This is a genomic window from Pseudomonas sp. L5B5, from assembly GCF_020520285.1.
Taxonomy (GTDB): domain Bacteria; phylum Pseudomonadota; class Gammaproteobacteria; order Pseudomonadales; family Pseudomonadaceae; genus Aquipseudomonas.
This window is the reverse complement of the sequence record NZ_CP084742.1, coordinates 585,917-603,722: the sequence shown is the minus strand read 5'-3', so window position 1 is coordinate 603,722 and position 17,806 is coordinate 585,917. Positions and strand designations below refer to the sequence as shown.

16 protein-coding genes and 2 pseudogenes are annotated in these 17,806 nt (G+C 64.2%); 14 read left to right on the top strand and 4 right to left on the bottom strand.

Annotation, left to right across the window (positions count from 1 at the left end):
• The first annotated feature begins 25 nt into the window (after nt 1-25).
• A complete protein-coding gene (locus tag LGQ10_RS02650; protein ID WP_226524600.1) occupies nt 26-1,027 on the top strand; it encodes a FecR family protein in 1,002 nt (333 codons plus the stop codon).
• Nucleotides 1,028-1,076: 49 nt separating this feature from the next.
• On the opposite strand, the gene LGQ10_RS02645 is transcribed toward LGQ10_RS02650, so the two are convergent.
• Nucleotides 1,077-3,410 (bottom strand): acylase, encoded by a 2,334-nt coding sequence (locus LGQ10_RS02645; RefSeq protein ID WP_226524599.1) that lies wholly within the window; start codon nt 3,408-3,410, stop codon nt 1,077-1,079.
• 298 nt (nt 3,411-3,708) lie between these two features.
• Here LGQ10_RS02645 and LGQ10_RS02640 point away from each other — a divergent pair, with 298 nt between their 5' ends.
• On the top strand, nt 3,709-4,089 hold the full coding sequence (locus LGQ10_RS02640; protein ID WP_058437174.1) for a hypothetical protein: 381 nt from the start codon (nt 3,709-3,711) through the stop codon (nt 4,087-4,089).
• Between the two features lie 13 nt (nt 4,090-4,102).
• Here the strand turns inward: LGQ10_RS02640 and LGQ10_RS02635 are convergent, their stop codons facing one another.
• The gene (locus LGQ10_RS02635) at nt 4,103-4,291 is read right to left on the bottom strand and encodes a hypothetical protein (protein ID WP_058437175.1); all 189 of its coding nucleotides are present in this window, start codon (nt 4,289-4,291) and stop codon (nt 4,103-4,105) included.
• 171 nt (nt 4,292-4,462) lie between these two features.
• Here LGQ10_RS02635 and LGQ10_RS31335 point away from each other — a divergent pair, with 171 nt between their 5' ends.
• Nucleotides 4,463-4,594 carry a hypothetical protein gene (locus tag LGQ10_RS31335; RefSeq protein WP_264194088.1) on the top strand — a complete coding sequence of 44 codons (132 nt, stop codon included), beginning with the start codon at nt 4,463-4,465 and terminating at the stop codon, nt 4,592-4,594.
• Nucleotides 4,595-4,695: 101 nt separating this feature from the next.
• Here the strand turns inward: LGQ10_RS31335 and LGQ10_RS02630 are convergent, their stop codons facing one another.
• Entirely contained in the window at nt 4,696-5,610 is a 915-nt protein-coding gene (locus LGQ10_RS02630; RefSeq protein WP_226524598.1) for a LysR family transcriptional regulator, read from the bottom strand.
• 111 nt (nt 5,611-5,721) lie between these two features.
• Between LGQ10_RS02630 and LGQ10_RS02625 the strand changes: the two genes are divergently transcribed.
• Entirely contained in the window at nt 5,722-6,717 is a 996-nt protein-coding gene (locus LGQ10_RS02625; protein WP_226524597.1) for an aldo/keto reductase, read from the top strand.
• 220 nt (nt 6,718-6,937) lie between these two features.
• Here the strand turns inward: LGQ10_RS02625 and LGQ10_RS02620 are convergent, their stop codons facing one another.
• Entirely contained in the window at nt 6,938-7,471 is a 534-nt protein-coding gene (locus LGQ10_RS02620; RefSeq protein WP_058437244.1) for a hypothetical protein, read from the bottom strand.
• Nucleotides 7,472-7,915: 444 nt separating this feature from the next.
• Between LGQ10_RS02620 and LGQ10_RS31485 the strand changes: the two are divergent.
• From LGQ10_RS31485 to glgA, 10 genes and pseudogenes are all read left to right on the top strand, one after another.
• Nucleotides 7,916-9,046: pseudogene (locus LGQ10_RS31485) on the top strand (cache domain-containing protein); the annotation flags it as partial.
• Nucleotides 9,047-9,379: 333 nt separating this feature from the next.
• Nucleotides 9,380-9,910: pseudogene (locus tag LGQ10_RS31480) on the top strand (methyl-accepting chemotaxis protein); the annotation flags it as partial.
• Nucleotides 9,911-9,987: 77 nt separating this feature from the next.
• Nucleotides 9,988-10,443, top strand: a complete 456-nt coding sequence (locus tag LGQ10_RS02610; RefSeq protein WP_058436651.1) for an SRPBCC family protein — start codon at nt 9,988-9,990, stop codon at nt 10,441-10,443.
• Between the two features lie 120 nt (nt 10,444-10,563).
• Nucleotides 10,564-12,345, top strand: a complete 1,782-nt coding sequence (locus LGQ10_RS02605; RefSeq protein WP_058436650.1) for a copper resistance system multicopper oxidase — start codon at nt 10,564-10,566, stop codon at nt 12,343-12,345.
• A complete protein-coding gene (locus LGQ10_RS02600) occupies nt 12,342-13,238 on the top strand; it encodes a copper resistance protein B (RefSeq protein WP_226524595.1) in 897 nt (298 codons plus the stop codon). Before LGQ10_RS02605 ends, LGQ10_RS02600 begins: the two co-directional genes overlap by 4 nt.
• 59 nt (nt 13,239-13,297) lie before the next feature.
• Entirely contained in the window at nt 13,298-13,681 is a 384-nt protein-coding gene (gene copC / locus LGQ10_RS02595) for a copper homeostasis periplasmic binding protein CopC (RefSeq protein ID WP_226524594.1), read from the top strand.
• 3 nt (nt 13,682-13,684) lie between these two features.
• Nucleotides 13,685-14,608, top strand: a complete 924-nt coding sequence (gene copD / locus LGQ10_RS02590; RefSeq protein WP_226524593.1) for a copper homeostasis membrane protein CopD — start codon at nt 13,685-13,687, stop codon at nt 14,606-14,608.
• A gap of 114 nt (nt 14,609-14,722) precedes the next feature.
• Nucleotides 14,723-15,172 (top strand): DUF411 domain-containing protein, encoded by a 450-nt coding sequence (locus tag LGQ10_RS02585; protein ID WP_226524592.1) that lies wholly within the window; start codon nt 14,723-14,725, stop codon nt 15,170-15,172.
• On the top strand, nt 15,169-15,603 hold the full coding sequence (locus LGQ10_RS02580) for a YqaA family protein (RefSeq protein ID WP_058433892.1): 435 nt from the start codon (nt 15,169-15,171) through the stop codon (nt 15,601-15,603). Before LGQ10_RS02585 ends, LGQ10_RS02580 begins: the two co-directional genes overlap by 4 nt.
• 627 nt (nt 15,604-16,230) lie before the next feature.
• A complete protein-coding gene (gene glgA / locus LGQ10_RS02575; RefSeq protein ID WP_226524591.1) occupies nt 16,231-17,796 on the top strand; it encodes a glycogen synthase GlgA in 1,566 nt (521 codons plus the stop codon).
• The last annotated feature ends 10 nt before the right edge of the window (nt 17,797-17,806 follow it).

Here is a 17,806-nt window from a genome sequence, read left to right as displayed (position 1 = left end):
GAATGCGCGAAATCAGGAAGAGTCAATGAGCGAACAGATCCTCTCGGAAGCCGAATACGACGCCATCACCCAAGCTGCCGCCCAATGGTGCATGCGCCTGCATGAACCGGACTGCAGCGAGGCCGAACGCCTGGCTTTCCAGCAATGGCATGATGCCGACCCCCTCCACGCCTTCGAATACGAGGCCATGCGCGAGATATGGGAGGTGGCGGATCAACTGCCGTCCTCGACCCTCGCCCCTGCTGCATCCCTGCGTTCCCCACGGCGAACCTGGCAGCACTACGGCGCGGCGGCAGCGATCGCCCTTTGCGTTCTGCCCCTGGCCGCCTACAGCGGCTGGGAGATGGGCTGGCTGCCCTCCTCCTACGAGCGTTTCGAGGCTGGCGACAGCCTGCGCAGCGTCACCCTGGCCGACGGCAGCCAAGTGGAACTGAACCTGGGCAGTAGCTTGGTCTACAGCAACTACAAGGACCAGCGCCGAGTCACCCTGAAAAAAGGCGAGGCCTTCTTCAAGGTCAGCCACGACAGCAGCCATCCGTTCGTGGTCAAGGCTGCCAACGGTCAGGTCAAGGTCACCGGTACCCAATTCAATGTGTGGCTGTACGAGGACCAGGTGCGGGTCACCCTGCTCCAGGGGTCGGTCCTGGTGAGCAGCAACACCGCCTTGCCCGGCGAGGGTTTCCGTCTCGAGCCAGGCATGCAGGCCCGCTACAAGGGCGGCGACTACGAGCCGCAGATCAGCCAGACCTACAGCCATGACAGCTCCCTGGCCTGGCGCAACGGCAAGCTGGTACTGGACAACCTGTCGCTCAACGATGCGTTGCCGCTGATCAACCGCTACCTCGACACCCCGGCGCAGGTCGCCGATAGCAACACCGGCAAGATCCGCGTCGGTGGCATCTACAACACCCGCGAGATCAAGAGCCTGCTGACCTCTTTGCCCAAGGTGCTGCCGGTCTACCTGACCCGTAACCGCGACGGCAATCCGGTGATCAACTCGCTGCCGCAGTCCCCGCCAAAAAGCTGAAGGCCGCCCCGTTGCCGGGGCGGCCTTCATCGTTTTCCCGCGCTTGAACTCAGCGGTGAACCAAGGCCACCGGTTCCTTGCGAGCCTCCTCGATCACCTGCACCTGGTACTGGCCATCGGCGCGGATCTGCGCCTCGGTAAAGGGCAGTTCACTCCACTGATTGCGGGCGAAGGCCTCGGTCTGGTCGCGAAAATGCGCCGAGGCCGGATCGCTGGACAGGGAAAAGGCCAGCAATCCCCTGGCCCGTGGCCCCTGCTCATCGAAACTGACGATGTTCAAGTAACTGGTGCCACTGACCACCTCGCGCTTGCCAGCCGCACCGGGCACGCTTTGCATGGCGTTGTAGATCCCCAGGCTCTCCGGCCCGCCGGGCACCGGGGTCGGCTGGCCACCCTGGCTGACCTGCTGGATATCGCCCCAGCGGACATCCTCGGCCAGGCCGGCCTCCTGCACCTGCTGCGCCGAAGCCAGCATCGCCTCGCGCAGGGCCCGGGCCACGGGTTCACGACTGATGGCCAGGCCGCGCGGCGTGTGTTGCGGGTCCCGAGGATCGAAGGCCACGCGCCAGACATCCGGATCCTGCAACAACGCCTGCATGATGCCCTGGAAATGCACGAACCCAAGGCCCGCCTGCAAGCCGGCGGTGCGATCCCAGGACTTCAGGCTCAGGCACAACGGCCCCAGTCGCTGGGCATCCGCGCCCAGGTCCTGCTCGCAGAATTGCAGCAGGTCAGGCATCACCTGGCCAGCCAGGTACACCTGCTCGTCGGTGACCAGGTGCTGCAAATCGCTGGCGCGGGCCTGGTGCAGGCGGCTCAGCCGATCCAGGGCAAAACGTGCACGCATCTTCAACGGCACGTCCTGCTGGCTGATCACCGGTGAGAAGCCTTGCAGCGGCGCCGCCGGGTTGACCATCCAGGCCGAGTCGTTGGAGTGCTGCAGGTAATCGTTTCGCGCCAGTTGCGGCAGCTGGCTGGCGGCAAAGATGCCCGGCTGGGCCGCTGCCGGATCGATGTCCCAGGCACAAGCCTTGCGCGAGCCGTCGAGCACGACGACCTGGGTGCCGGCCCGCGGATCACTGCATTGCGCCAGCTTGGCCTGGGTGACGTTGGGCACCACCGACTGATTCATGTACAGCGCCCGGCCCTGGTCATCCACTGCCAGGGTATTGACCCACGGAATGCCCTGCACTCGGTGCACGCTGTCCTCCAGGCCGGCCACACTGCTCGCCTGGTTCATCGCCGCCCACTGGGCCAGCACCCGGGTGTTGTCGAGGTTGGCGTCTCGCAGGCTATAGGCGTGCTTGCGATCCCAATCCAGTTCGCCGGGCCATTGCACCACCGGCCCGAACACCGAGCTGTACAGGGTGCGCGAATGCGCCTGCATCTGACCGTCCGCCCCCTTGCTCTGCACCGTGACGAGCTGGCGCTCCAGGGGTACCGAGCGGCCATCGAGCAGGTAGCGGGTCGGATCCTTCGGGTCCAGTTCCAGGCGATACAGGGTGAAGTGCTTGGAGGCATCCACCGTGTGGGTCCAGGCCAGGTGCTGGTTGAAGCCGATGTTGATCACCGGCAGGCCGGGCAAGGCGGCGCCCATCACATCCAGCTGGCCAGGAATCGTCAGGTGCATCTGGTAGAAGCGCATCCCGCCCACCCAGGGAAAGTGCGGGTTGGCCAATAGCAGGCCACGCCCGTTGAACGAGCGTTCGCTGCCGATGGCCACGGCGTTGCTGCCGCGGTCCAGGGCAAAACGCTGCTGGCGCGCGGATGCCAGCTGCCAGGCCTGGGCCGACAACCCGGCCTGCGTAGCCCCCGGTGGCACGGCTGTGGCCAGGGCCTCGGCGAACTGACCCGCCCCGCCCTCGACCAGCAGGCGCCGGGTCAGCTTCACCAGGTCTGCGGTGGTCAGGGGGCGCACCCACTCGCCGCTGCATTGCTCCGGCAGGCCCTGGGCCCGGCGTTCGGCCAATTGCCGATTGTAGCCGTCGACATAACCCTGCATGCGCTCGCGCATCGGCGCAGGTTGCGCCTGCCAGAATCCTTCGACCGCCTGTGGCGTGTTCAGCCAGCTGAAGAACAGGTCGCTGCTGAGGTTGTCGCGCTGCTCCAGGGTCTGGCCCTCGGCACCGAAATAACGTGAACGCTGGGCATTGACCGTCAGTACCTCATTGGCCAGCAGGCACAGGTTGTCCTGGGCATAGGCATAACCGATGCCGTAGCCCAGGCCACGCTCATCGGCCGCCCTGATATGCGGCACGCCGAAGCTGGTGCGGCGAATCTCGGCAAGGGTCTGCTCCGGCTGGGCCAGCGCCTGGGCGCCGCCGCTGAAGCTCAGAAACAAGGCTGCAAGGCAAACGTTGGATAACTGCCTGGAAATGATCACGCCGACTCCTGATACAGAAAGACAGAACCAGGGCTGGACTGCCGCAAGAATTGGGCAAGGCCACCAGCCTGGGATCCGGCCGCGCACGGTTGAACCGGCGCCTGCCTGCCTTACAGACGAAGTCGATGAAAAAAAATTAACCGGTTGCGGCCCGCAGGTGCGGGCCATCACGTGTCAGTGACTTGATACTGACAAATTTTCTACATCCGGGGACTCATGATTTGGCGTGCTCGTTCGTCTAGTTACTAGAGCACCCATCATTCTTTTCCTGATCAGGCTCTGATTAAGGAGTTTTTGCATGTACAACCCGCAACTGCCAATGGACGGCAACACCGTGAACAGAACGCCCTCCCTCAACGCCGGCGCCGGTGTCTTCAGCAAGCAGGCCGAACGCCACAGCAACGATCGGATCAAGCAGATGCTCAAGAGCTTCGGCCTGCGCACCAGCCTGATTCGCCTGAAAGTCATCGATGCCCTGCTGGTGGCGGCCCATAGCGAACGTTCCCTGGGGGTACGTGGCATCCATAGCCAACTGCTGGAGCTGGACATTCCACTGTCGTTTCTCAGTGTGCGAGAAGTCTTGAAGCGCTTGTGCAGCGAAGGGGTCATCACCCTCAACGCAGACAAGAGCTACAGCCTGCACCAGCAGGCAGCAGCAGTACTGGACGGCCTGGGCTGAGGCCGCCCAGGGCTCAGGGCTTGACCTTGCGCCGCATCACGCCATTGAGCACCACGACGATGACTGCCACGGCGATGGCGACGTACTGGAAGGTCTTTTCACTGATGACGCCGCTGTTCTGCAGGTAGGAAAGGCCAAGCATGATTCCCAGAACCGCGAGGGAAATCAGAATCGAATATTTCAAGCGTTGTGACTGAGTCATTGCGGGAATCCTGAAGCTGAAATTGTATCCGCTGTGTATCGAGGTCGATGCCAAGCACATACCCTGATTCGGGGATGCGCGCGGCAAATCGGGGTCATATGGTACAGGCGCGAAGGAGTTTTTTCTCCCTTGTCGCCCTGTCGTGTTCACCGAGCCCTTGAGGATTGAGAAATGTTCCGTCGAATCACACTGCTGATTCCCCTTCTGGCCATGCTGACCCTGTCGGGCTGCATCATCATGCCCCACGATGGCTGGCATCACCGCTACTACGAAGGCGGCCACGGCTACTACTATCACCGTTGAAGCAACCGGCCAGTCCACCGGCCAAACCTGTCAACCAGCCTCCCGCACCATCACAATCCACGCCCGCCCTGCCGCGGGCGTTTTGCTGTCCGGGCCGCCCCTCAAGAACCCGTGGTGAAGCTGCCCGGCCGCGCGAACAGCTCCAGCAACCAATCGACGAACACCCGTACCCGGGTGGACAGGTGTCGCTGGGGCGGATAAAGCGCGGTCAGCGGCAACGGCGGCGGCGCCTGGTCCGCCAGCACCTGCACCAGCGTGCCCGCCTGCAATTGCCGGGCAACATGGTAGTAGGGAGTCTGCACCAGCCCGTAGCCGGCCTCGCAGGCAGCCAGGTAGCCATCGGCGCTGTTGACCGCCACCCGCTTGGGCAACTCGATCTCGTGCAACTGCCCGTCAATGAGGAACTCCAGGCCGTAGCGCTTGCCGGAGACGCTGGAAAAGTATTCGACCATCCGATGCCCCTGCAACTGCGCGGCAGAGGTCGGGATGCCATGCTGGAACAGATAACCGGGGCTGGCACAGGTCACCTGGGACAGCTGGACCAACGGCCGCGCCACCAGGCTCTCGTCCAGGACCGGGCCACCCCGCAGAGCACAGTCCACCCCTTCGCGGACCAGGTCCACCGGGCGGTCGTTGAGACCGATCTCCAGCTCGATCAGCGGATAGCATGCGGAGAACTCCGGCAACGCCGGCATCACGATCAACCGACCGATGCCCGCCGGCATATCGATGCGCAAGATCCCCCGGGGATTGTGCCGAGCCTGGGAGAACACCGCCTCGGTTTCCTCCAGGTCCGCCAGCAAGCGCACGCAACGCTGGTAATAGGCCGCGCCATCCAGGGTGGGGCTGACCTGGCGCGTGGTGCGGTGCAGCAACTGCACGCCCAGGTGGGCCTCCAGCTGCTTGATCAGGATCGTGACCGACGCCCGGGGCAGTTGCAGGCTGTCGGCTGCCCGGGTGAACCCGCCAAGCTCGACGATCCGGGTGAACACACGCATGGCGTTGAAACGGTCCATGGGAAAGGCGCTCAAGATTGTTTGGAAAATCAAAATAGTGATAGCGCTTTTAGCCGGTTTATCGGCGTTTTGTCGAGTATCACAATGGCCTCCCCCTACAGGAGCAATCAGATGCACACTCGACAACTGGGCCACAACGGTCCGCAGGTCAGCGCCATTGGCCTGGGCTGCATGGGCATGAGCGACTTCTACACCACCGGCAGCGACTCCCGCGAATCCATCGCCACCCTGCACCGCGCCCTGGAACTGGGCATCACCCTGCTCGATACCGCCGACATGTACGGCCCCCACAGCAATGAGGAACTGATCGGCCAGGCCATTCGTGGCAAACGTGAGCAGGTGGTCCTGGCCAGCAAGTTCGGGATCGTCCGCGACCCGGCAAGCCCTTCGGCCCGCGGAGTCGACGGCCGTCCGGAGTACGTTCGCGCCGCCATCGACGGCAGCCTGCGGCGCCTGGGCGTGGAGACCCTGGACCTCTACTACCAGCACCGGGTCGATCCGGACGTGGCCATCGAGGAAACCGTCGGCGCCATGGCCGAACTGGTCCAGGCCGGCAAGGTGCGTTACCTGGGTTTGAGCGAAGCGTCGGCAGCGACCCTGGAGCGGGCCCACAAGGTCCACCCCATCAGCGCCCTGCAAAGTGAATACTCGTTGTGGAGTCGCGATCCCGAAATCAACGGTTGCCTTGCCACCTGCCAGCGCCTGGGTATCGCGTTCGTACCCTACAGCCCCCTGGGCCGGGGGTTTCTGACCGGCGCCCTGCAAAGCCCGGACGACTTCGCCGCCGATGACTACCGGCGTTTCAATCCGCGTTTCCAGGGGGAGAATTTCCAGCACAACCTGCGCCTGGTCGAGCAGGTCCAGCGCCTGGCGGCAGAGAAAGCCGTCAGCGCCGGGCAACTGGCCCTGGCCTGGGTACTAGCCCAGGGCGACCACTTGATACCGATTCCCGGCACCAAGCAACGGCGTTATCTGGAGGAAAATGTAGCGGCGCTCGAGGTCCGGCTAAGCGCTGGCGAACTGGCGTCGCTGGGGGCGATCTTCAACCCGCAGGCCACCGCCGGCACCCGCTACAGCGAAGACGTGATGGCGATGCTGGACCGTTGAAACGACAAGGCCGGGGCAAATGCCAGTCAGTTAAGGAAGTTGTAGGAGCGAGGCTTGCCCGCGATGGCGTTGAGAGCACTGAGTTTATCCAGTAAACACGCGCTACCGTTAACGACCCTCGCGAGCAAGCCTCGCTCCTACGGCGGATCACCTCGCTTAACTGACTGGCATTTGGGCCGGGGCTGCTGGTGAGCGCCCCGGCCCTGGGCCAGGTCCTGGGTCAGGCCTTGGCGGAGGTGACGCCATCCTTGTTGGGCACCGTGGTGCCGTTGCCCTTGCCGTAGTTCTGCAGGCTTTGAAGAACGTAGATGGCCTTCTTGTACTCGGGAATCAAGTAGTTGGCGTACTTGTTGCCCTTGAGGTTGTTGCTCTGGATGTCGTCGATCTTCATCGCGAAGTATTCCAGGGCGTTGAAGGACTCATCGGGGTTCTTCGGAATGCCGAAACGGTCGAATTTGTCACCGGCATTGAGCAGGTTCAGCGCAGTGATATCGGAGATCAAGCCGTTGTTCTTGAGGAAGGTGCTCATGCCACCCAAGGACTTGATGGTGACATTCGTCGGATCGAACCCCTTGATCTGCTTGTGCACTTTCAACTGGTCCATCTTGCGCACGTCGAGCACGGTAGCGTTCTGACCCACCATGGTCAGGATCTGACGAACCTTGGCGCTCTGCGGAACCTTGCGGGCGCCGTCGCTCGTCTGGCTCAACAGGCCTGCCCTGCTGCCCGCGCTTCCAACGTATCCGATTGCCATAGTGACACTCCTGTAGTCCGGCTTGCCGATCCCCCCTGTGCTGCCCTTGCGAAAGATCTGGACAGACATCTGAAACAGGGCACAAGCCGCGATGAATCATCTGAATGGGCGCAAGTATCAACGCCACGGCAGCCCCCAACAATGATTTATTTTCAGAATTTACAAATTTCGTACATTCTCGACACATTCGCTTGAAGGCCTTGTTTTAAAGGACTTCATCGCTGTCCTTGGCAGTTTTGAGGATCTGTTTTGCTGTTTTTGCGCAGCCCGTGCGGCAAATTTCCAGGGCCTCTGGGGCATTCCGGCAGACTCCTTGCACACAAGATCGTTTTTTTCTGTACGAACGTCCTAAAGAGCGAGGAATTCGCGCCGACATCCTATGAATGCCCCTCATAAGGTGCAGCCTCCCCAGATAATAAGAAACGCTCGGTAAGGACAGGTCCCATGCCCGCTTTGCGCACGATTCAAGCTCGCTACACGCTTTTTCTGGCCCTGTTCATTGTCCTGATGCTGGTACTCACCGTGGTGGGTATCGGCCAACTGGTGGCGCCCAAGCTGCGCCAGACCGAGGAACAGGTGGCCCTGGACCGCATCGCCGAAGTGGCGCAGCGCATCCAGGGCGAGTTGAACAAGGTCCAGGCCCAGCAGCGCAGCATCACCCAGACCGTTGCACTGCTCGACAGCGACAGCATCGACCGGGTTCTGCCAGGGCTGGTAGACCAGTACGGTGAGCAGAAGGTCTTCGGCGGCGGCATCTGGCCCCTGCCTGGCCAGCGCACCCCGGGGCGCGCCAAGCACAGCACCTTCTGGCACCGAGATGCCTCGGGCAAGCTCAAGGTCAACACCTTCTGGAACAGCGACGCCGCACCCAACTACTACGACCAGGCCTGGTACAAGGGCGGCATGCAAACGGCCCAGGGCCAGTGCGCGTGGGCCGCAGCCTACAAGGATGACGCCAGCGCCGAGCCACGCACCAACTGCGCCATGGCCATCAACCGTGACGGCGTGCCCTATGGCGTGGCCACCATCGACGTGACCCTGGGCTTCTTCAACGACCTGGTGGCGGCCCGGGAAAAATCCCTCGGCGCCCAGATGCTGATCGTCGAGGCGGACGGCAAGATCATCAGCAACAGCTCGCGAATCAACGGCCCCATCGTTCTCAAGAACATCACCGAGCTGGCCACCAGCTCGCCCTTTGCCGCCCAGGTGAGCAAGGCCCTCGAGCATCGCAACAATGGCTTGCAGCGCCTGGAGTTCGACAACGCCGGGGAGCCCAGCACCTTTTTCATGCAGCCCATCGACGGCACGCCCTGGTTCCTCGCCAGCGCCCTGCCCACCCGCCTGATCACCGCCCAGCGCGATGATGTGCTGAGCACCCTGAGCCTGCTGCAACTGCCCATGGTGATCCTGCTGGTGCTGCTGCAGGTCTATGCCATTGGCCAGTTGGTGCAACGGATGAAGACCCTCAAGGCCAATATCGATGCCTTGGCTACCGGCGATGCCGACCTGACCCGGCGCATCACCATCCGGGCCGAGGACGAACTGGGAGCCATCGGCCATTCGGTGAACCGCTTCATCATCTACCTGCAGAACATGATCGGCGAGGTGACCGAGGCCAACGAGGCCATGGCCGGCAGCCTGCAGCAGTTGCAGCGTACCTCCGAGCAGACCGGACAGATCCTGGCCCGACACGCCTCGGAGACCGACCAGACCGTCACCGCCATCACCCAGATGAGCTCCACCGCCGACAGCGTGGCGGCCAACGCCGCCGAAACCGCGGCCTTTACCCAGCGCGCCAACGAACATGCCGAGCACTCGCGCGTGGTGGTGGGCGAAGCGTCCGGCAGCGTGATCGCGCTGATCGATGAAGTGGCCAGCGCCACCCGCAAGGTCGAGGCCATGCAGGAGGATGCCCAGCGCATTACCGAGGTTCTCGGGGTGATCGGCGCCATAGCCGGGCAAACCAACCTGCTGGCCCTCAACGCAGCCATCGAGGCAGCCCGGGCAGGCGAACAGGGCCGCGGCTTTGCCGTGGTAGCCGACGAAGTCCGTGCCCTGGCCGCCCGCACCCAGGCCAGCACCTCGCAAATCAACGAAATGCTCAGTCGCTTGACCCAGGGCGTGAGCTCCTCGGTCACGGCCATGGAGAACACCCAGGCCAGTTGCCAGTCGGCGGCGGATGCCACGGCCCGGGTCAATTCGGGCCTGGACGAAATGGCCGGTTCGGTCAGCCAGATCAACAGCCTCAGTACCCAGATCGCCACCGCCGCCGAACAGCAGAGCGCGGTCACCGAGGAGATCAACCGCAGCATGGTCAGCATCCGACATATGGTCGAGGAGCTGGTGTCCGGTGGCCAGGCCAGTGAAAGCAACGCCCGAAGCCTGATGCAGGCCAACCAGAGGGTCAGTGCCCTGATGGGCCGCTTCAAAGTCCGCTGAACGGTCGGTCGCACTCCCGCCCCCGGGCGCGAGTGCGACTATATTTGCAGCTCCGGTCACAAGGAGGTGCAACCATCATGGGCCAGCGCCAGCCCCACCTGATGGGCGAATACATCAGCCAGCAGCGATACATCGCGGCGGGCATCGATACGGTCTACTACTACCTTTCCCAACCCGATCGCTGGTACGAATGGCATCCCGGCTCCCTGCATGCCGACACCGGCCGGGGCGGCTCGCTGCCAGCCGGCCATCGATTCAGCGAAACCATCAACCTGCTGGGGGTGCAAGTGCACTTGAGCTGCCGGGTCCTGAGCGCGGTGCTGCCCAGGGAGTTCAAGATAGTATTCAGCTCCGCGCCCCTGGATGGCAGCATCGACTACCAGTTGCGCAAGCAGGGTAATGGCACTCTGCTCAAGCACATCCTGCACTACTCCACCGACCTCAATCTCGGCGGCCTGCGCTCACGCATGGAGCGCTCATCCGGCCAGGCCCTGGACAACCTCAAGCACATACTGGAAGCGCCGCCCGGCTGACGGCGCCGCGCCCCTGAACCACGCTGACAAATCAGTAATCTGTACCTCAGCTGGCTGACAGCCATGGCCGATTAGTCTCTGCCTCAACCTGAAACCCAGGGCAGACAGGACCTTATCGGCATGCATGGCAATCCCTCTCGACGCAGCTTCATCAAAGGCCTGGCCGCCGCCAGTGTGCTGGCCGGCAGTGATCTCTGGCGCTCACCGGCCTGGGCGCTGGGTACCAGCGGCCACCCCCTGGAACTGAGCGGCCAGCAGTTCGATCTGTTCATCGGTGAGTCACCCGTCAACTTCAGCGGCCAGCCATGCACCGCCATGACCATCAACGGCAGCCTGCCGGGCCCGCTGCTGCGTTGGCGCGAAGGCGACACCGTCACCATCCGCGTGCGCAACCGACTTGCACAAGACACCTCGATCCATTGGCACGGGATCCTCCTGCCGGCCAACATGGACGGGGTTCCCGGCCTGAGCTTCCACGGCATCGCGCCCGGAGGGCTCTACGAGTACCGCTTCCAGGTCCGGCAGAACGGCACCTACTGGTACCATAGCCACTCCGGACTGCAGGAACAGGCCGGAGTCTACGGCCCCTTGGTGATCGACGCCCGCGACCCCGAACCGTTCCAGTACGACCGCGAGCATGTACTGCTGCTCAGCGACTGGAGCGACCTGGCACCGCAACACCTGATGCACATCCTGAAAAAGCAGTCCGGCTACTTCAACTACCACAAGCGCACCGTGGGCGACTTCATCGAGGACGTCAGCCGCGATGGCTGGGCCGCCACCCTGGCGGACCGCAAGATGTGGGCCGAAATGAAGATGAGCCCCACGGACCTGGCCGACGTCAGTGCGGCCACTTACCGCTACCTGCTCAACGGCCAGACCCCGGGCAGCAACTGGACCGGACTGTTCAAGCCAGGAGAACGGCTGCGCCTGCGGCTGATCAACGGTTCGGCCATGACCTACTTCGACGTGCGCATCCCAGGCTTGAAGATGACCGTGGTCGCCGCCGACGGCCAATACGTGCAGCCGGTCAGCGTCGACGAGTTGCGCATCGCAGTAGCCGAGACCTACGACGTGCTGGTCGAGCCGGGTCCTGAACAGGCCTATACCCTGTTCGCCCAATCCATGGACCGCACGGGTTACGCCCGCGGCACCCTGGCATCGAGCCCGGGCCTGAGTGCGGCGATCCCGGCTCTGGACCCGCGCCCATTGATCAGCATGGCCGACATGGGCATGGACCACGGCAACATGGCCGGCATGGCCGATGTGCAAGGCGATCACGACCCGATGGCTGCGATGGACCACGGTTCCATGCAAGGCATGCCGGGAATGGACCATGGGCAAATGACCGGCATGGGCCAGATGCAGCGCCACCCGGCCTCGGAGACCGGCAACCCGCTGGTGGACATGCAGACCATGAACCCGACACCGAAACTCGACGATCCGGGTATCGGCCTGCGCGGCAACGGCCGCCGGGTGCTGACCTACGCCGACCTGCGCAGCACCTTCGAAGATCCCGACGGCCGCGAGCCCGGCCGCACCATCGAACTGCACCTGACCGGGCACATGGAGAAATTCGCCTGGTCCTTCGACGGCATCAAGTTCAGCGACGCACAACCCTTGCGCCTGAACTATGGCGAGCGCGTGCGCATCACCCTGGTCAACGACACGATGATGACCCACCCCATCCACCTGCATGGCGTGTGGAGCGACCTGGAAGACGAACAGGGTCGGTTCCTGGTACGCAAGCACACCATCGACATGCCACCGGGCACCCGGCGCAGCTATCGGGTCACCGCAGACGCCCTGGGCCGCTGGGCCTATCACTGCCACCTGCTGTATCACATGGAGATGGGCATGTTCCGGGAAGTGCGAATCGAGGAACAGGGGGCTGCGACATGACATTTTTCTCTTGCCGATTGCTGTCCGTGTCCCTGTTCGGTCTAGGCCTGGTCACGCTTCAGGCCGCCGGGGCCGCCGTCCCGGCCAGCGCCCCGCAGCCAATGCCAGCCATGGACCACAGCCAGATGAGCACCATGGATGATGGCATGCAGACGATGGACAGCGCCTCGGCGCCTGCCACCAGCCGCACTCCGATCCCGCTTCCGAGCGATGCCGACCGTCGGGCCGCTTTTCCCGACGTCGGCGGTCATGGCGTGCACGACAAGGCCATCAACTCGTTCTGGCTGCTCAATCAACTGGAGTATCAGGATGCCGAGCGCGGTAGCGCCCTGGCGTGGGAGATGAACGGCTGGGTCGGCGGCGACATCGATCGCCTCTGGCTGCGCAGCGAAGGCGAGCGCAGCAACGGCATCACCGAGAAGGCCGAACTCGAAGCGCTGTGGGGCCACGCCATCGGTCCCTGGTGGGACCTGGTCGGCGGGGTACGCCAGGATTTCAAGCCTGGCTCGCCACAGACCTGGGCTGCCGTCGGCCTGCAAGGCATGGCCTTGTACAACTTCGAAAGCCAGGCCACCGCCTACCTGGGTGAAGGTGGCCAGGCAGCCCTGCGCCTCAAGGGCGACTACGACATCCTGCTGACCAACCGGCTGATCCTGCAGCCCACCGCAGAGGTCAATCTGTACAGTCGCAACGATCCTCGCCGGGGCCTCGGCTCAGGCCTGGCGGACAGTGAAGTCGGCCTGCGCCTGCGCTACGAACTGCATCGTCAGTTCGCCCCCTACATCGGCGTGACCTGGAACCGCAGCTACGGCAAAAGTGCCGACTACAGCCGCGACGAAGGTGGCGAGCGCAGCGAAACGCGCCTGGTGCTGGGCGTGCGCCTGTGGTTCTGAAATCGAACAACACCCACCCTCACCTCAATCATGGGCGGCCACGCCGTCGGGAGCCTTGCATGTCACCCCTGAATACCCTTGCCCGCAGCCTTGTCCTGGGCAGTGCCCTGCTGTTTGCCACCCTCGCCCAGGCGCATCCGAAACTGCTGTCTTCGCTGCCAGCCGAAGGCGCACGGGGACCGGCGCCGGAACGCATCGAACTGATCTTTTCGGAAACCCTGACACCGCAGTTTTCTGCCGCCAAGCTACTGATGACCGCCATGCCGGGCATGGTCCACCCCGAGATGCCGATCAAGGCCAGGATCAGCGCCGGCAACGACCCCAGGACCCTGCTCGTCACCCCATCCAGCCGCCTGTCTGCCGGTAGCTACAAGGTGCAGTGGCGTGCGGTGTCCGCCGATACGCACCCGATCACCGGCGCCCTCACCTTCACCGTCGAATAAGCCATGGACCACGCCTTTACCGTTGGTTTGCGCCTTGCCCTGTACATCGACTTGATGCTGCTGGCAGGACTGCCGCTGTTCCTGCTCCAGGCGCCTGGGCAACTGCGTGCCCACTGGAACCTGCGTCAATTGAACCGGCTGCTGATGCCCTGCGTGCTGCTAGGCGTGCTGCTGTCGCTGGTCGCCCTGGCACGCCTGGCGCTGGAACTCGACGGCGAGAACCAGCTCGGCCAACTGCGAGCGGCAACCCTGCACATGCTGTGGACCCAGACCGCCGTCGGCCAGAGCTGGATCCTGCGCATGGCGATGCTGCTCGGCGTCCTCCTGGCCCTGGCCCTGACCACCCGGGCCGTGCACGGCGGCCTGTGGCTGCTGGCCGGTTGCTCCGCCACGGCCCTGGCGACCCTGGCGTGGAACGGACACGGCGCCATGAGCGAAGGCCCGCGCCACTATCTGCACCTGGCCAGCGACATCCTCCACCTGTGGGCGGCAAGCGCCTGGTTCGGCGCCCTGCTGGCCTTTGTCCTGCTGCTCAGGGGCGGCTGCCTGACCACGGAGGACCAGCCGCATCTGCTGGCCAGCGCCTTGAAGGGCTTTGAACGAACCGGAGGCTTGATCGTACTGGCCCTGCTACTGAGCGGCGTGGCCAACCACCTGATGACCAGCGGCCCGGTAGTCGCGACACTGACGGAGAGCCTCTATGGCCGCCTGTTGCTGCTCAAGTTGCTGCTATTGGCCGCAATGCTGGGTTTCGCCGCACTCAATCGTTTTCACCTGACACCCCTGCTGGAGCGCTCGATCCAGACGGGCGACCCTGCTCCGGTCCTCGTGGCCCTGCGTCGCAGCCTGCGCATGGAAGCATCGATAGCCCTGGCCATCTTCGCCTTGGTGGCCTGGCTGGGCACCCTGAATCCGGAAGGCAACTGAGCGGTATAACCTTGATACACAAGTCTCGCCCCTGGCCGTGCAAACATCGCAAAATGCACCGCGATCCGCCCGGGCCAGCCCGGGCGCTCCCTTTTGTTCAACACGAGACACTGCATGAAACATTTCCTGCGTCTGGCGGCCCTGTCCGCGCTGTTTTTCACCACGCTGGCCCAGGCGGCAGCGCCTATCGAGATCGACGTTCACCGGGACGCCAACTGCGGTTGCTGCAAAAAGTGGATCGAGCATCTGCAAGCCAACGGCTTCAAGGTCAAGGACCATGTCGAGAGCGACATGAGCGCCGTCAAGCAACGCCTGGGCGTCGCGCCGCGCCTGGCGTCCTGCCACACCGCAGTGATCGACGGCAAGTTCGTCGAAGGCCACGTGCCGGCGGATCAGGTCCTGGCCCTGAGCAAGCGCGATGACCTGCTGGGCATCGCCGCCCCGGGCATGCCCATGGGCTCGCCGGGCATGGAGATGGACGGCATGGGCGCCGACGCCTACCAGGTCATCGGCCTGACCCGCGATGGCCGTGACGTGCTGGTCGCGGACTATCCGGCCCGTTGATCCACGCCTATTTCGGCCTGTTCCTGGCGGCCTTCGGCGCCGCCACCCTGCTGCCACTGCAATCGGAAGCCTTGCTGGTGGGCCTGCTGCTCAATGGCCAATGGGCGGTGCTCGGCCTGTGGCTGGTGGCGACGCTGGGCAATGTGCTCGGCTCATTGGTCAACTGGTGGCTGGGGCGACGCCTGGAGCGCTACCAGGACCGCCGCTGGTTCCCCATCGCTCCACGCCAGTTACAACGCGCCCGGAAGCACTACCAGCGCTACGGCCACTGGTCGCTGCTGTTGAGCTGGCTACCGGTGGTCGGCGACCCGCTGACCCTGGTCGCCGGGGTCATGGGCGAGCCGCTCAAGCGCTTCCTGCTGATCGTCACCCTGGCCAAGGGCGCGCGCTACGCGGTGCTGGCCTGGCTGACCCTGGGCTGGATCGGCTGATCCGGGCTCGACGACGACTGCAGCTGCTTCATGTCGCCACTGCCAAAAGCTGCCTACGACTTGCGCAGCGGCCGCAGATGCTCAATGCAAGGCCCACGCTGCCTCGCCCCAGGCTCGATAGCGGCTAAAGCCGCTTCGTGTAGCCGCTGCCCCAGGCTGCGCACGGGCGCGCAGCGGTCGCAATCGCGCAGATACGGGCAAGCAGCGAAAGTCCTGCGTGCCCCAGCATGGACCGACCGCGATCCAACGCACCCATTGCGGGCATTCCGACACGTTCCACGGGTCGACCTTTCGTCGGCGCCAGCCACTCCCGGGCCCTTACACCATCGCCAGACACCGCCCCTGCCCGGCACCGCTGCAGGTTCTGTCCTAGACTGGCCCTCGCATCGTGACCGACCGGTCACGGTCGTGAGAAAAAAGTCGAAACTTTTGGTTCCGGCCCAGGGTCAGGTTAAAGGTAGGGCCACTGCCGCTGGTGCATTCCTTGCAGAGGCTCCTCCATCCTTTCTGCTTCAGCACTCGGGCAGCGCGGGCTGATCGATGTGCGGCACGCTTGCGCCCGGCCACAGGAACCGGCCGGCACAGCGTGCAAAACGCCAGAACAGATCAACAACACGGGAGAGACACATGATCAGCGCCGTACTGGATACCCAGGGAGAACCCCTTCCACAGCAGACAGGCGGACGCAGCCATCCTCCGGTTGCGCTTCCCGGGAGCAAGACGGTACTGCCGCTGGCCCGCCAGAACCCCAATCGCAAGCGGGTGCTGTTCGTCACCTCGGAGCTGGCCGACCTGGTCAAGACCGGCGGCCTGGGCGACGTCTCCGCCGCCCTGCCCCGGGCCATGGCCCACCTGCACGACGTGCGGGTGCTGATCCCCGGTTACCCCCAGGTGCTGCACAGCGAGAACCCGATCCACATCATCGGCGAGCTGGGCGGCCACGCGGCATTGCCGGCCTGCAAGATCGGCCGCATGGACATGCCCGACGGCCTGGTGATCTACGTGCTGATCTGCCCCGAGCTCTATGAGCGCGAAGGCACTCCCTATGGCGCCAACAACGGTCGCGACTGGCCGGACAACCATATCCGCTTCGCCCGCCTGGGCCTGGCCGCCGCCGATATCGCCGCCAACCTGGCACAGATCCACTGGTGCCCCGACCTGGTGCATGCCCACGACTGGCCCGCCGGCCTGACCCCGGCCTACATGCACTGGCGTGGCCAGCGCACCCCCACCCTGTTCACCATCCACAACCTGGCCTATCAGGGCGTGGTCAGCCTGGCTTCCTGCCCGGAGCTGGGGATCCCCGAGCACGCCCTGCAACAAGAAGGCATGGAGTTCTACGGCAAGCTGTCGTTTCTCAAGGCAGGCATGGCCTATGCCAGCCACATCACTACGGTGAGCGCCACCTATGCCCGGGAAATCACCACCCCGGACTTCGGCTGCGGGCTCGACGGCTTCCTCGCCAGCAAGACCCAGCAAGGGCTGCTCAGCGGCATCCCCAACGGCATCGACGAAAGCTGGGATGCCGCCACCGATCCGCACCTGCTCTGCCCCTTCGGCATTGGCGACTGGAAGGGCAAGGCCACCAACGCCGCCCATGTGCGCCAGCGGTTCGCCCTGGAGCCGAGCGACGGGCCACTGTTTGCCGTGGTATCGCGGCTGGTCTACCAGAAAGGCCTGGACCTCACCGAGGCAGTGGCCGAGTTCATCGTCGAGGCTGGCGGCCAGATCGCTATCATCGGCCGAGGCGAACCGGAGGAAGAACACGCCATGCGCGAGCTGGCCCGACGCTTCCCCGGCCGCATCGCAGTGCACATCGGCTTCAACGAGACCGATGCCCGGCGGATGTTCGCCGGCAGCGACTTCCTGCTGATGCCTTCGCGCTACGAGCCCTGTGGCCTGAGCCAGATGTATGCCCAGCGCTTCGGTTCGCTGCCGGTGGCACGCAATACCGGCGGCCTGGCAGACACCATCGACAACGGCGTCACCGGTTTCCTGTTCGACGAGTCCAGCGTGGCCAGCTACCAGGAAGCCCTGGAGCGGGCGTTTCGGGTGTTCGCCCGTCCCGCCCTGCTGCATGCGATGCGTTGCCGGGCCATGGCCGCCCCCTTCAACTGGTGCCAGGCAGTGGAACCCTACGCCGAACTCTACGAACAGCTGGTGGCCCAGACCCTGGGGCACGCCGTCAGGTAAAGGAGGCCGG

Coding starts and splice junctions, on each gene's coding strand:
- LGQ10_RS02650 (WP_226524600.1), top strand. CDS start 26: ATGAGCGAACAGATCCTCTCGGAAGCCGAATACGACGCCATCACCCAA.
- LGQ10_RS02640 (WP_058437174.1), top strand. CDS start 3,709: ATGTACAACCCGCAACTGCCAATGGACGGCAACACCGTGAACAGAACG.
- LGQ10_RS02635 (WP_058437175.1), bottom strand. CDS start 4,291: ATGACTCAGTCACAACGCTTGAAATATTCGATTCTGATTTCCCTCGCG.
- LGQ10_RS31335 (WP_264194088.1), top strand. CDS start 4,463: ATGTTCCGTCGAATCACACTGCTGATTCCCCTTCTGGCCATGCTGACC.
- LGQ10_RS02630 (WP_226524598.1), bottom strand. CDS start 5,610: ATGGACCGTTTCAACGCCATGCGTGTGTTCACCCGGATCGTCGAGCTT.
- LGQ10_RS02625 (WP_226524597.1), top strand. CDS start 5,722: ATGCACACTCGACAACTGGGCCACAACGGTCCGCAGGTCAGCGCCATT.
- LGQ10_RS02620 (WP_058437244.1), bottom strand. CDS start 7,471: ATGGCAATCGGATACGTTGGAAGCGCGGGCAGCAGGGCAGGCCTGTTG.
- LGQ10_RS02610 (WP_058436651.1), top strand. CDS start 9,988: ATGGGCCAGCGCCAGCCCCACCTGATGGGCGAATACATCAGCCAGCAG.
- LGQ10_RS02605 (WP_058436650.1), top strand. CDS start 10,564: ATGCATGGCAATCCCTCTCGACGCAGCTTCATCAAAGGCCTGGCCGCC.
- LGQ10_RS02600 (WP_226524595.1), top strand. CDS start 12,342: ATGACATTTTTCTCTTGCCGATTGCTGTCCGTGTCCCTGTTCGGTCTA.
- copC (WP_226524594.1), top strand. CDS start 13,298: ATGTCACCCCTGAATACCCTTGCCCGCAGCCTTGTCCTGGGCAGTGCC.
- copD (WP_226524593.1), top strand. CDS start 13,685: ATGGACCACGCCTTTACCGTTGGTTTGCGCCTTGCCCTGTACATCGAC.
- LGQ10_RS02585 (WP_226524592.1), top strand. CDS start 14,723: ATGAAACATTTCCTGCGTCTGGCGGCCCTGTCCGCGCTGTTTTTCACC.
- glgA (WP_226524591.1), top strand. CDS start 16,231: ATGATCAGCGCCGTACTGGATACCCAGGGAGAACCCCTTCCACAGCAG.